Source organism: Paraflavitalea sp., assembly GCF_059502485.1.
Map to the genome: position 1 here is coordinate 84,994 of NZ_JCACET010000011.1, position 14,222 is coordinate 99,215.

10 protein-coding genes are annotated in these 14,222 nt (G+C 49.2%); 4 read left to right on the forward strand and 6 right to left on the reverse strand.

Annotated elements, in window-relative coordinates; translation table 11 throughout:
- The first annotated feature begins 43 nt into the window (after window positions 1–43).
- Both AC5JBY_RS28245 and AC5JBY_RS28250 read left to right on the forward strand, forming a co-directional pair.
- Window positions 44–4,273 carry an FG-GAP-like repeat-containing protein gene (locus tag AC5JBY_RS28245; RefSeq protein WP_495908037.1) on the forward strand — a complete coding sequence of 1,410 codons (4,230 nt, stop codon included), beginning with the start codon at window positions 44–46 and terminating at the stop codon, window positions 4,271–4,273.
- Window positions 4,274–4,346: 73 nt separating this feature from the next.
- Window positions 4,347–5,489 carry a glycoside hydrolase family 88/105 protein gene (locus tag AC5JBY_RS28250; protein ID WP_495908038.1) on the forward strand — a complete coding sequence of 381 codons (1,143 nt, stop codon included), beginning with the start codon at window positions 4,347–4,349 and terminating at the stop codon, window positions 5,487–5,489.
- A 116-nt stretch (window positions 5,490–5,605) separates the two neighbouring features.
- Here the strand turns inward: AC5JBY_RS28250 and AC5JBY_RS28255 are convergent, their stop codons facing one another.
- The 5 genes from AC5JBY_RS28255 to AC5JBY_RS28275 form a co-directional block, all read right to left on the reverse strand.
- Window positions 5,606–7,219, reverse strand: coding sequence for a DUF885 family protein (locus tag AC5JBY_RS28255; RefSeq protein ID WP_495908039.1), 1,614 nt, complete (start codon window positions 7,217–7,219; stop codon window positions 5,606–5,608).
- 145 nt (window positions 7,220–7,364) lie between these two features.
- On the reverse strand, window positions 7,365–9,158 hold the full coding sequence (locus AC5JBY_RS28260; RefSeq protein ID WP_495908040.1) for a DUF885 family protein: 1,794 nt from the start codon (window positions 9,156–9,158) through the stop codon (window positions 7,365–7,367).
- A 227-nt stretch (window positions 9,159–9,385) separates the two neighbouring features.
- Window positions 9,386–10,024 (reverse strand): NAD(P)H-binding protein, encoded by a 639-nt coding sequence (locus tag AC5JBY_RS28265; protein ID WP_495908041.1) that lies wholly within the window; start codon window positions 10,022–10,024, stop codon window positions 9,386–9,388.
- A 64-nt stretch (window positions 10,025–10,088) separates the two neighbouring features.
- The gene (locus tag AC5JBY_RS28270; RefSeq protein ID WP_495908042.1) at window positions 10,089–10,808 is read right to left on the reverse strand and encodes a peroxiredoxin family protein; all 720 of its coding nucleotides are present in this window, start codon (window positions 10,806–10,808) and stop codon (window positions 10,089–10,091) included.
- A gap of 47 nt (window positions 10,809–10,855) precedes the next feature.
- Window positions 10,856–11,332 carry a hypothetical protein gene (locus tag AC5JBY_RS28275; RefSeq protein WP_495908043.1) on the reverse strand — a complete coding sequence of 159 codons (477 nt, stop codon included), beginning with the start codon at window positions 11,330–11,332 and terminating at the stop codon, window positions 10,856–10,858.
- A gap of 219 nt (window positions 11,333–11,551) precedes the next feature.
- On the opposite strand from AC5JBY_RS28275, the gene AC5JBY_RS28280 reads away from it, so the two are divergent.
- Both AC5JBY_RS28280 and AC5JBY_RS28285 read left to right on the forward strand, forming a co-directional pair.
- Entirely contained in the window at window positions 11,552–12,928 is a 1,377-nt protein-coding gene (locus tag AC5JBY_RS28280; protein ID WP_495908044.1) for a sensor histidine kinase, read from the forward strand.
- On the forward strand, window positions 12,928–13,626 hold the full coding sequence (locus tag AC5JBY_RS28285; RefSeq protein WP_495908045.1) for a response regulator transcription factor: 699 nt from the start codon (window positions 12,928–12,930) through the stop codon (window positions 13,624–13,626). The genes AC5JBY_RS28280 and AC5JBY_RS28285 overlap by 1 nt, the downstream gene beginning before the upstream one ends.
- Window positions 13,627–13,631: 5 nt before the next feature.
- Here the strand turns inward: AC5JBY_RS28285 and AC5JBY_RS28290 are convergent, their stop codons facing one another.
- Complete coding sequence (locus AC5JBY_RS28290; RefSeq protein ID WP_495908046.1) at window positions 13,632–14,219, reverse strand: NAD(P)H-dependent oxidoreductase; 588 nt, start codon at window positions 14,217–14,219, stop codon at window positions 13,632–13,634.
- Window positions 14,220–14,222 lie beyond the last annotated feature (3 nt).

Below are 14,222 nucleotides of genomic sequence, written 5' to 3' on the forward strand. Positions count from 1 at the left end.
ATTTTTCGTAAGTCTGTTTGCCCCTTCCCCGGCAACTGCCCAAATGCGTAAGGTATTTATTGAAGAACAGGAGCCGGACAATGCTCTTCGTAAGATCAGTTTTTATACCCCTGCCCAGGGCTATGTTGCCTTCAGGGACTGGATCGGTTTTACCGCCGATAGCGGACGCACATTTACAAAAAGGTACATCACGGAGTCAAATGTCAATTACAACGGGTATGGCGTCAACCTCACCTTTGGATTTGCCATCAGCGGTGTAAAAGCATTCGATCAAAACAACCTCATCGCCTATGGCGATTATGGCCTTGTGCCTGCCATCCTGCGCTCCACCGATGGCGGTCAAACCTTTTTACTCGTCTTTCACCATCAGTTCAATCCCCTCTGGCCCAATCGTTGGATCTCCGATATGGTTTTTCCGACCAATGGCAATACCGGTTTTGCCGTAGATGGCGACAGGATACTGAAGACTACCGATAAAGGCCTCACCTGGACAGTCAGCAGCGCCAATATCAACTTACCGTACGAGCAGCTCGAAGCGATCGACAACAATAACATTATAGCCGTTTGTAAAAAACCTACACCCAGCGGCTATTTTTATAAAACCGCCGATGGAGGTGCTTCCTGGCAATTGCAGTATGCCCCCGCAGGCAAATTGTCTGCTGCCAGTTTCTTAACCGCTGCCAAAGCATGGATAAATGTAGACGGCAAAATATTTTATACCTCCAATGGCGGCGCCAGCTGGATACAGAAGACCAATCTTTCACAAACAGGCGTCTTCAACGCGCATGTAATGAAGTTTGTGAACGACCATACCGGTTATGCCTTGGGAGAGCAATTTACCATCTACAAAACAACCGATTCGGGCAGGATATGGGAACCCATGCCGCGCGACAACAACGTAACGTATTTGGGATATACTTACAACGACCTGCAGGTATGGGATGATAACCGCCTCTGGGCTGGCGGCGGACATGGTTTACTGGAGCTGAATACCAATCCCGGCGGCACGACTTTGCCACAGGCGTTTTTCCGGATCGATACCACCGGCTCGTACAATACCAATAGCGTGCAACTGATCAATTACTCCAAACCCAATTACCAATACCAATGGATCGTCAATGGTACACCGGCGGGCACCACGTACCATGCCTCCTATGTGCATGATATTTACCGCGCTTCCGATACCGTGCAGCTGATCGTTCGCAACAGCGCTGGCAATGATACTGCCGAAAGGGTTCACTCTTTCAAGGTAGTACCCTACCCTGCACCTGAGGTCCATGCTTTCACCCCCACTGTGGCGGCGCCGGGAACCTCCGTCACCATTACCGGTAATTTCTTTGCCGGTGTATCGGGTGTTTATTTTGGTGGCATACCTGCCAGCTCCTATACTGTACAATCGCTCACGAAAATAGTGGCCGTGGTAGGCCCGGGTGGAAATGGCGAAGTAAAGGTCACTTCTGCCACTGGTATTGGATCGCTCATAGGTTTTATCACCTCTCCTCCCCCCGTGATCACCAGCCTCTCTCCGATCAAGGCTCCCATAGGCGCGACTGTTACCATTAACGGTACTTATTTCGGCGCCACAGTAGCAGAGAATACCGTATTTTTTGGCGGGGTGAAGGCCGTCGTATTAACTGCCTCCACCAATCAACTCACTGTAAAGGTTCCGGCCGGCGCAACTTTCGGGCCTCTCACCGTCACCGTCAACAATCATATAGCCCATTCCGGGCAGTTCTTCAGCGTCACCTTCGCCTCTCAATGTGGTGTTACCGACTACTCTTTCGCCGCAGGAGTTCGACTGCCAGTGGACGGCACAGGGGTTGCTTTCGGTATTGGTGACCTCGATGGTGATGGCAAGCTTGACATAGGTGTACCCAAATCTTTTGGTATAAGCGTTTTACGCAACAAGAGCCAACAAGGCGTCATAGCGTTTGAAGAGGTTTTTGCGCACAATGCAGACGATAGAAACAGAACCAGTGTCAACTTTGCCGACCTCGATGGCGATGGTAAGCAGGATATCGTTGCCGTGAATCATCAGAAAAATGAGATTTTCCTGTATAGGAACAAAAGCAGCGTGGGTACTTTCCTGTTCGACCCTGCTATCATCCTGCCTTCCCCCAATTCGCCCTACAATACTATGCTGCATGATCTCGATGGCGATGGCAAACTTGACATGGTGGTGATAAATATACAGGCCAACGTAAGTTTTATTTCCATCTACCGTAATATCAGCCTGCCGGGCCAGATTGCTTTTGAACCGGCCATCATGCAGCCCGTAGGCTGGAACGATACGCGCGTGAATGCCGGCGACCTGGATGGCGATGGCAAGCCCGACCTGCTGGTAACCGATGGAGGAAATACCAATATGTCCGGAATGGATTTCTCCGTCTTACGCAATACCAGTAGCCTGGGGAAGATATCTTTTGAGCGCACCTTTGTGCCACACAAAGGCGGCAGGCACACTGACGCGGACCTGGGTGATGTGGATGGAGACGGGAAGCTCGACATCGTGTGGATCTATGACCTGCAATTTTTTGAGGACGGCATCCCTAACATAGCCGTATATAGAAATACCAGTGCTCCGGGCAATATATCCTTTGACGTCGTCAACTATATCTCTCCTTTCGGCACCTCTCAGGTCAAGTTGGCCGACCTCGATGGCGATGGCAAGATCGACCTCTTTTCTTCAGGCGGTCGCATCATGAAGAATTACAGTACACCCGGCAATATCTCTCTGCAAAACGTATCGGAATACAACCTGATCATTGGGGGGCACAGCAGTGTAGCGGTGGCAGATTTTGATAATGATGGCAAACCCGACCTCCTCGGCGAATTTAATCAGATATATATTTACCGGAATATCCTGGGACAAAGTATACTGGCCGGTAAGGATACCAGCATCTGTGCAACACAAAATGTTCAATTAGGATATATCGATGCCATCGATCATACCTATGCCTGGACTTCTTCTGCGGGTAATTATCTCTCCAGCGAGGCCATGCCCATTGTGAGTACCTCCGTGAGCACTGATTATTATGTGGGCGTTACCGATCTTTTCGGCTGTACCACCAAAGACACTGTGCGTATCACTGTTGCCGGACCTGCGCTCCCTATCAATGCAGGCACCGACGGATGGATCTGTAAAGACAGTACCCGACAGATCGGTATGAATCCTGTTGCAGGCCATACCTACAGCTGGACTTCCCTGCCCGAAGGATTCACGTCAACTATTGCCAACCCTGTCGTATCTCCCAACCGGTATGAAACCAGCTATATTCTCACTGCGCATAACGGGCAATGCGTGGCCCGCGATACGGTGAAGGTTTATATGACGCCGCTGCCCCCGGCCAATGCCGGCGCCGACAGAAATGTTTGTGCACCTGCTTCTGCCTTGCTGGGTACCGAAGCTACCGGCAGCAATACTTATAGCTGGACCTCCAATCCTGCCGGCTTTACTTCCAACCAGGCCAGGCCATATGTATACCCAACCGTCAACACCAGCTATTACCTGGTGGTAACAGCGCCCGGTGGTTGTAAAGCTTATGACACGGTAAAGACACAGGTCAACATGGCGCCAACCAAACCCGTGGTCACGGCTTCAGGCCCCACAGGTTTTTGTGGTGGCGATTCGGTGATACTCACCTCCTCTGTACCAACCGGAAACACCTGGTACGTTAACGATGTCCTCATACCGGGCGCCACTGCGGCATCCCTCAAGGTAAAAGAAAGCGGTTTCTATGTTGCCCGCCAGGTAAACGGGTTTTGCGAATCGAGGTCGATCCCTCTTTCCGTGCAAGTATGGATCATACCAACTCCGCAAATTACGCTCTACGGAGGCTTACTCTACTCATCGGCCCTCTCGGGAAACCAATGGTACCTCGACGGTGTAGCCATACCAGGGGCCGTGAACAATATCTTTTTGCCACAATCGCCAGGCGTATATACAGTAAAAGTGTCCTTTAACGATTGTAAAGAAGGCGTTTCCAAACCGTTTTATCATGGCGTTACCGTTATTAATGAACCCGCCTGGGGTAATAGCCTGATTGTTGCGCCCAACCCCGTGCAAAACGACCTCTCCATCCGGTTTACCGGCAACGCTGCCCGCTTTACCGCTACCGTGATGGACTTGCATGGACGACAAGTTAAAAGTCAGCAATCCTTCCGCACCAGTTGTGTATTCGACCTGCGTACGCTCAACGCAGGCTTGTACATCATCAGGGTGTTGAATGTGGCCACCGGCGAGGTCATCAACCGTACTATCGTGAAGGAGTAGCGACATCGTGAACAGGAAACGATTATATTTGATGTTGACAACGCGAACCGTTTCCTGCAAACAACGAAAGCATATGAAAAAGAACAGTATTAGTATTGTATTGGTCATTCCTGTTTTAGTAGCGTCACTTCATTGTTCTCATAAACCCATCAGCTCCTCCGCTGCACAAAGGGATACTACCGCAGTGATAGGCGGAGAGGTCTTTAAAGCGCGCTACATTAAAAAGACCATGCAGCTGGTGACCGACTGGCAGTTGAACCATCCGAAGCATGCGCCGACCGATTGGACCAATGGGGCGTTTTATGCAGGCGTGGTGGCCGCCTATAAGACTACCGGCTCCCGCAAGATCCTTGATTCACTAATGGCGCTGGGACAGCGTACGTCCTGGCAACCGGGCCGCCGTTATGATCATGCTGATGATATCGCAATCTCACAAACTTATATCGATGTATATCGCCTTAAAGGTGATCAACAATTTATCCGCGCAACGATCGATACCGTGCAAAAGCTACGTACCGTGCCCGGCCCTGAGTCGAGAAAGGGGTTAATGTGGTGGTGGTGTGATGCATTGTTCATGGGGCCTCCTACCCTTGTGAAGCTGGGTATTTCGTTGAAAGACCCTTCTTATTTTGCGTTGAATGATTCGCTGTTCAAGCAAACTTATGACCTGCTGTATAATAAAGAGCAACACCTGTTTGCCCGTGATGCCAGCTACCTGATCAATGCTGCCGGTGAAGGAAAAAGGGAAGCGAATGGTACCACCGTATTTTGGTCAAGGGGCAATGGCTGGGTAATGGGTGGTCTGGTGCGCATCCTGGAAGAATTGCCGGCCGATTATCCCAAGCGTGCATTCTATGAAGGATTGTATAAAGAGATGGCGGAGAAGATCGTTTCCCTGCAACAGTCGGATGGATTGTGGCGGGCGTCTTTGCTCGATCCGGCTTCTTACCCGGGTGGAGAAGGCAGTGGTAGCGGGTTTTATTGTTATGCGTTGGCCTGGGGCGTGAATCGTGGTCTTTTGGATAAAGCGACATACGAACCAGCGGCGCGAAAGGCGTGGCTGGGACTCAATACGCTGGTGTCGCCGGAAGGTCGCGTGGGTTGGGTGCAACCTATCGGTGCGGACCCGCGGAGGAACTTCAATGCGGAGAGTTACGAGGTGTATGGAGCGGGTGCTTTTCTGCTGGCGGGGTCTGAAGTGATCAAGTTGAAATAAGATTATAGAGAAGCTGTTAATAATAAGTTGCTCAGATAAAAAAGTAAGAGGCTGTCTCAAACAACTTTTGAGACAGCCTCTTACTTTTATCTTTTGTGGGATATCTTGTTGACTTTCTATTCTTCTTTACCAGTCATCTTGAAACGGATGAGCGAAATGGGCACCAATCCTTCATTGATAAAGTCTTTCATGAATGACTGTATGTTGAAGTTCTTGCCTTGTTCCATTCCTTTTTCTGCAATGAGTTGTTCTATCTGGTAAGCGCCAAAGAAGTAGCCGATACCGTAGCCGGGCTGGCGCATGTAGAGGTCCATTTCTTCCCAGATGAGGTAGTTGCCTTCTTCGCCATACCAGCCATAGGGCACTGTTTTTTTCGCATAATCCATGGCGCCTGTCAGGTCGAGCATGTTGGCGTGCATTTTCATATCTGCCAATGCGCGTACTGCTCTGAAGGCACGCAGCATGTAGGCCAGCTCACGGGAGCGAGGGCTTTCATCGTGCATGCCTAATTGCATCAGCAGGTCTTCCATGCCTGTAGCCATGCCTTCTGCGCGCATGCCGGTAACGTATTCCGGATCGTAACCGCGTGGGATGGGGCGTTTGTTCCATTCAGGTACACGCAGGCCATCGGGCGCGTGGCCCGTCATATCGTGGGGATGCAGGGCGGTAGGATCACGGTCCAATACCTGCTCGAAGAAGTTACGCTCTCCGTTGGTGCGCACATAACGGCCAACGGGTTTGGTGGTGAGCAGATCTGGTTCGGGCAATATCTTATTATCGCGTACAAATTTGATCAGCTTTTCCTGTCCGGCTACCTGGAGGGCTTTGAACTCCTGTTCGTTGTCGATCAGTTTCAGCTCAGGGAGGTTGCGGTTGCGGTGCTCTTCCAGTTTGAGCGTGGCCACCGTGCGTTCCAGTTCACGTTGAGTGAGCATGATACACTGATCCGTAGTAAGGGGAAGCAGGTACACGTTTTTCAACATCCAGTCGTAGTTCTCTTTGCCGATGCCTGATGAGCCGGTGAGTGAAGGCTTCTTCTCTTCGAGAAAGGCTTTGAAGTCTTTCAGGGAGGCGATCAACTGATCGATCTGCGGTTGTAGCTCCGGATGACTGGCTATGGCATCGGGCTTCCATCTTTCCCAACGTTTCAGCTCATATTCTTTGAGCTTGATGCCGAGTATGGCCAGGTCGGGCTTCATGTTGGTGAGGTTCGTTTTTGCCTGTGCCAGCTGCTTTGGTAGTTTCTCGAGGCTTTTCTTAAACCGCTGTAGCCGTGTCGAATCCATGGGCAACTGCCTTGGCAGGGATATGGCGCCTTCCATCGTGGGGTTGAACCAGCCAAGCGTATTGTAGAAAGCGGGATCACTTGACCAGCGCTTCATGATACGGTGGTTGAAGTCTTCTCCGTTGAGCTGCGCGCCTACCAGTTTGTAATCGACGCGTTGATCGATGGTCCAGCCGGTGGTATCCATTCCCTTCCAATCTGCCAGCAGCGTCTTCAGGGTGTCGTAGGCTTTCGCCATGGTGGGTGCCGTGTAATCCGGGATGCTATCTACGAGCTTCGGCTCTATCAGGCGCCTGAAGTCTTTGTATAAAGCGACGAGGTCATCGTACTTTTTCTTGCCTCCTGACTGTGGCTTGTTGTCGCCGGTGCTGGTGCAGGTGGCCAGCAGTATGCTGATGCAGAGCCATCCGATGGCTGTGCTGCGGGGATTTGTATGCTTTTTCATAATCAGCTATTTTTTCGACAGCAGATTTCTCACTCCGCTATCGCTTCGTTCGAAATGACAAAAAAGGGTGAGCTTCCTTCAAATGACAAGATGGGTTTCCTTCAAAATGATAAGGATGGGCCCGTTCAAAATGACAAAAGGGGATTTACTTTCCGTAAAAACGCCAAGTGGTTTTGAAGTCTCTTTTCAAAGGTTGTTTGGTGATGATGGCACGCAGCATTTCAATGGGCATGCTGTTTTCCTGGAGGATGGCATCGTTGAATGCCTTTACGCCCATCTTCTTCGAATCGACCAACTCTTTCTTCAATGAATAGAGTTGCAATCCGCCAATCATGTAAGCTATCTGGTACAGGGCGTAATCCACGCGGCGGAAGTAACCACGTACTTCTGATTCCGCATTGGCACGCTCATGCCCTACTCTATCTACCAGGAAGTCGATGCATTGTTGTGGTGTCCATTTGCCGAGGTGATAATTCAGCGACAAAATGATACGGGCGCAACGGTGCATGCGCCAGAAGAGCATGCCTACTCTGTCTTCGGGTGAACGGGGGAAGTTCATATCCCACAGTACCAGCTCCCAATAGAAGGCATGGCCTTCTCCCCAGAAGGGGGTACTGAAATTGCGGTATGCTTTATAGCGGTCTGTCATATAACCTTGCAGGTGGTGGCCTGCGTTCAGCTCGTGGTGAACGGTGGACCGTGAGAAATGGGGGTTGTTGCCGCGCATGGTCATCATCCTGTCGTCATAGCTCATGGTATTAGTAGGATAAGAGATGATGAGGTTTTGACCTCCGAGGAAGAACGGGCTGGTACGCTGGCGTTCGGGCGACATCATGACCATTGTCCAATCTTCTTCAGCCAGGGGATCGATGGTAACGAGGTCGTGCTTCTTCAAAAAGTCAACGGATTGTTTGTAGAGGTCATTCATGGCATCTGGTTGCTTGCCTGGCTCCACATAGGCGTTCTTTACTTTTTCCTGTGCTGCTTTCCAATTGTCGCCAAAGCCCATTTCGCGGGAGGCTTTCAGGAGTTCAGCATCGCACCAGGCAAACTCTTTCGTGGCAATGTCTATCAGGTCCTGTACGGAATAAGGAATGAATTCAAGCCTAAGCTGGCGTGTCACTTCTTCTTCGCCCACGGGATTGGCGGGAATGCCGCTTCCATCATCTTTTTGTGTTGATTCTGTCTTGCTTTTTCTGTTGATGGCATTGGCATATAATCCCAACAGGCTGTCGACCTCTGAATAGGTTTTGGGCACCCACCAGGTGAACAGGGGATCGTAGCCGTTGTAAAAAGAAAAGTAATCTGTTAAAGACCCGCGCAACGCAGTCAACGCGTCGGTAGCAGCTCTTGCCTGTTTTGACCAAAGGCTGTCGGCTTTCTTAAAGGCGGTTATCGTTTGGCTGATCTGTTTGCTGGTTTCGTTCAATTCTTTGGCTACCAGGTGACCGTTTACCACTGCGCCTCTTCTTCTTGGCTTGATGAGTGTATATAGGCGGTCGGAGAATGGCAGGAGCTTAGCGATCTCCTGGTATCTTTTTTCTTCTCCTTCCAGTTTATACTTTGCATCTTCCAGCTTTCTGCTGAACAAGAGGTAGTCTACTTTACCGTTGACGCCCATTTTGTCAAAATCCATCTGGGCCATCTTTTGCTGATAATCGGCCATGAGTTTCAACTGGCGTTGTCTTCCTTCGGGGGAATTGGGATCTCCGAATCCTCTGCGCCCTCCTCCTTCCGGAAACTGGCTACCGTATACTCCACGGTTGGCGTTGGTAGAATAAACACGCTGGATACTTGCCAGGTCGGCCTGGTAACGTATCATCAGGTCGTTCATTTCACTGGTTTGCAGCAGGTATTCGGCTTCTTTTGACTGGGCCATGTTGAATTGCTGATGGAGTAGTAAAACAACGAGGACGAGAGCAGCTTTAATGTTTCTCATAAATTGATGATTGAGCTTGGTTTTGTTCCTATAACGTATATGTATGTCTCTATTAGCAGGAAGGCGTCAGGGGTAGCATTGTACAAAGCAAAAACACCCGTTCCCGACATAGTATGTCAGGAACGTTTCGAAGGCTCAATCAAAAATACCGGGTAGTGAGAGAAATATAGAAATGGTTATTGACGTAGTTTTTACCGTTATTGGTAGGAAGTTATTGGGTGTAATGGTTAAAATGTGAAGATATTCTGCAACTCGATGACATGCTTACCGGCTGTGAAGGTTTTGGGTGCTTTGGCCAGTTTTTCAGCCAATGTGGAAGTGGGCATTGGTTTGAACTTCCTGATGATGCCTATCAAGTTCAGGAACTTCAACAGGCCCGCCATGATTCGTTCAGTCGCACGGTCTGTATCCTTGCGCAGCAGCAGGCCGGGTCTGAATATGATGTAGCTACTGAATGCAAGGCTGTCGATCTTGTCTTCCAACTGGCCTTTCATTTTGGAGTAAAATACCCTGCTGGTGGCAGTGGCGCCATAGGCCGATAAAAGTACTGCGTGGGGAACGCCATTCCTTTTGGCAATCTCAGCGAATTGGACCGGGATCTCGTAGTCGATATGCCACTGTTTTTCTTTGGTGCCAGCCGTCTTCAAGGTAGTTCCGAGACAGGAGAACCAGACATCGCCTTTGATCGATGCGGCTACCTGTTCCAGGTTGTCGAAGTCGGTCAGTACTTCGGACAGTTTGGGATGTATAATTCCTGTTTGCCGGCGCACAAATATTACTACTTCTGTATAATAGGGATCCTGCAGCAATACTTTGATAAGGTCTTTTCCGGTGGCTCCTGTGGCGCCGATGATCAGTGCTTTCATATTTTACTTTTTATATTACCAGCTAAATAAATATAGCATTCCTTTGTGAAACCTGGGTTCAAAGTTACTTCAACGCATCGATGGCTGTTGCCAGGTCTTCCCGGATCTTCGGACTTGCATTCATGATCTTTTTGATGTTACCTTCTTTGTCAATCACGATGCTGGTGGGCCATGAGCTGATGTTGAATTTCTTATCCACCTCACCGGAACCCGGCAGGATCGTGTAGCTAAAGGTGTGTGTTTGCAGGAATGTATTTACCTGTTTTGTATCGTTGAAAGCCAGGGCGAGGAAGACTACCTCTTTGCTATTATAGGACTCCACTAACTTATTCAGTGCCGGCATTTCCTGGATACAGGGGGCGCAACTGGTGAACCAGAAATTCAATACTACCACTTTACCGCGCAGCTTCTGTAAAGACCAGCGATTGCCTTGCAGGTCTTTCAATTCGAAGTCTGGCGCCGGTTTGTCGAGCATGGCTGCAAAAGCCAGTTTTTGTTTGTTCTCCCGCTCCTGTTGTTGTTTAATCATTTCGTCTGTGACCCTTACGACCCGAACAATTCCTTTTTCGTCATCTTCCCTGCTGTGCATGAGTGTTACCCTGCCGTCTCCCCAGGCTTTGTAGAGGCTGTCCAGTTTGCTGGGGTCCAATACTTTTCCATCAGGCAGTATCAATGTGGCTTGCGGCAGCTTATAGGTTGTTTTTCCGGTGGCTTGTGCTCCTGCAGTAAATGTCATTAACAGGCTCAGTACATTGGCGATGATGATCTGGTTGAATGTTTTCATGATCTTTATTCTTAATGGTTGATAAATGTAGTATTATGAGGTGATACTTATTCTTTAGTTTCTTTTCTGAACGTTTCCCAGGTAGTATAGTCCTCTGACTTGAGTACGATCTTATGTGTACTATTTTCTATCGTTATGTAATAGGTGGTGGTGTTATCGGCTACCATTTCAAAGAGGTCGCTGATCCAATAGTCGGCATAATTGTTTTTGAGGCTGGTGAGCAGGTTGATGGGCAGCTGGCTGGAAAGTATGTTGCGGATCACTGCCAATTGTTTACCATTTTCAGTATACCAGGCAAACATCACCTGGCCATTTAGTGTGAAGGTTGCTTTGGAGATTTCCTGTGCTTTTTCCCAGCTCACTTCCTGTGCGGAGGAGAAATCTTTTTTGAAGGAGCTGATCACTTGTTCGTTTACATTGTAAGGCTCGTTGGCAAAGCTGTTGCCGATGCTTGCGATCAACAACAGGACCGAGAGTAGGACTTGTTTGGGTGTTGTAGCGTTAAGGCTGAGTGTCTGTTTCATGATTTTTGGTTTTTAGTAGTTGAGCAATGTTTTGATACCACAAAGCTATTCCGCTATTTTCCGCCGAGTGTTAAGGGAACGCCTGCGTGTACTAACTCCTGTTAACACTTGATCTACCGGGCTGAGGTTCAATCATGAACGCTTCTGTTAACAGCAGTTAACATTATCAATCTGCATCCGGATAACGACTTTTGTATATTTGAAAGAATACGATACAGTATGAGTAAAGGTTTTAAGGGAATGAATAAGCGGCTGCGTTATATCTTTTTCGTTGCTGCGTTTACTGCCAGTGGTATCATTCTCTGTCAGCTTTATTGGGTTTACTATAATTATAAAACAGCGCGGGCCAACTTTATACAAACGGCCACGTTGTCGCTGCGGCAAAGTGTGGATAGTTGTCTGCTTGGTCAAAATACCCTGCCTCCTTCTTTGGCCGGTGAAAAGCCATCGCTGACGATTATGATGAAACAAATGGTTAATCCTACGTCCGGGAGCCGCGACAGTGCCCGCCGGCCGGCAAGTCCAACCTTTTCTATGCAACTGTTTACGGTGGGCGTAGATGAAGATCAGCTACCAGGCGTAAAGGCGCTTGTGGCCAGGCTATTTTCACTGCAGGCCAATAAGCCACTTAACCTCGATACGCTGATGCGTTTTTTTCAGCAGGAGCTATTACGCAACGGGATCAGCGAGTCGTTTACGCTTGCTATCGAGCAAAATAAAAGGGTTGTACAGCCCGGGCAGATCGCCGTTGCGATCCATTTCAATAAGGAGCCTGCCATCGTAAAAGCGGAGCTTCAGCACCCTACTGCCTTTTTATTCAGGACCAACTTTGTTCCCGCGCTGGTATCTTCCCTGCTCATTCTTTTATCTGCCGGCAGTCTTTTTTATATGGGCCGCATCATCAAACGGCAGATGCAGCTGGATACCATGAAAACCGATTTTATGAATAATATCATTCACGAACTTCGTACGCCGTTAACCATACTCCGATCGTCCAATGAGGCGATGGCCAGTTTTGGGGCAGCGGGTGATGAGGCTTCGCTGATGCGCTACCTGGGTATCAATACGCTGGTGATCGATGACCTCGACAAGAACATAGAACGGATACTGGACTTCAGCCGGGCGGAGCAAGGCAAGCGCTTGCCGGTACTTGAAACCATTGACCTTGTACCTGTGCTGCAGCAGGCGCAGTTGCGGTTCAGCCAGGTGGATAATGCGTCTATCACTATCTTCACTGATTCAACACCTTTCGAGGTGGTAACGGACCGGTTTCTGCTGGGCATCATTTTATCGAACCTGCTGGATAATGGGATCAAGTATTCTCCGCAGGATGCCAGGATCGACATTCAGGTGAGCCGTGGCGAACGAAGCTGGCAATTGCAGGTGCGTGATCAGGGTATGGGCATTCCGGCGTTGTCGCTTCCTTATATCTTCGATAAGTTTTACCGTGTTCCCACCGGTGATGTACATGAGATAAAAGGATATGGTATTGGGCTGGCCTACGTTAAACAACTGGTGACCGACCTGAACGGAAAGATCGAAGTGGCCAGCGAGCCGGGCAAGGGAACTGTCTTCACGCTAACATTTTATGCATAATGGAAAATATCAGGGTTCTATTGGTAGAGGATGAAGCCATCTTGGCTGCCATCATCAAAGAGTCTCTTGAAAAGAGGGGTTTCATAGTAGATATTGCTAAAAACGGGGTTGACGGCTGGGTACAATTCAAAACGTTCAGGCCGGATGTGTGCGTGATCGATATCATGATGCCGCGCAAGGATGGCTTTTCGCTTACTTCCGAGATCCGAGTTGTGGATGAAGACATTCCACTGATCCTGCTGACGGCCAGAACGCAAACCGAAGATGTATTGAAGGGGTTTGAGTTGGGAGCCGACGACTACATGAAAAAGCCTTTCAGTATGGAAGAGCTCATACTCCGGTTGAAAGCACTGGTACGGCGGAAAGTGAGCCAGTCGGTGGATGCTACACCAAAAAACATGCAGGTCGGTAAGTTTATCTTCCGCCATCAATATCTTGAACTGGCCAACGGACCGGAAGTGTCTACGCTCTCGCAACGGGAAGCCGACCTGCTGTTGTTGCTCGTTCAGCAGAAGAATCAACTGCTGGACAGAAAGCTGGCGTTGATCAGGTTGTGGGGAGAAGACAATCCTTTTACCGCGCGTAGCATGGACGTTTATATCACCCGCCTTCGCAAGCTTTTCAAAGATGACCCCTCGATCGAGATCATCAACACGAGGGGCCATGGATATTCACTGATAGACCATGAAAAGCGTTAACTGTTTTATTTAAACTGCTTACCTAACTGTTCTACTTTTTTGAGCCAGGCAGCGCGTAGTTTCTCCGTTGATTTCCGGATGAACCCGAAAGTGGAAAACCGGATGGGATCGAAGCCAACGTAGCCGAATACGATGTCTTTCATGATCTGGTATTGGGAGGCTCGGTAGATGAGGTAGAACCACCATTTTGGGGTATCCATGGTCACCAATAGCCGCAGGCTTTTTCCTTTCAGCAATTTATCGGGGAATATTTTTCCTGAGTGGTGTTTGAATGCAAAGCCAGGGAGCAATATCCTGTCGATAAAGCCTTTGGCCAGGGCGGGCATGAAGCCCCACCAGTTGGGATAGGCCATTACGACGTGGTCGGCCCATTGGATCAATTCCTGTGATGCCACGAGGTCGTCTTCGAGTTGCATCGCTTCGCCAGTCTTGTAACCGTCGGCGAGGTTTACATCAAACTTCAATCTTGAGATGTAAATGGTTTGGCAGATAGCGCCTGCGCTTTCCGCCGCTTTCCGGTATGCATCCAACAATGCGTTACAAAATGAGTTTTCGGAAGGATGCCCGAGTATGAGTAATATTTTCTTTGCCATTGC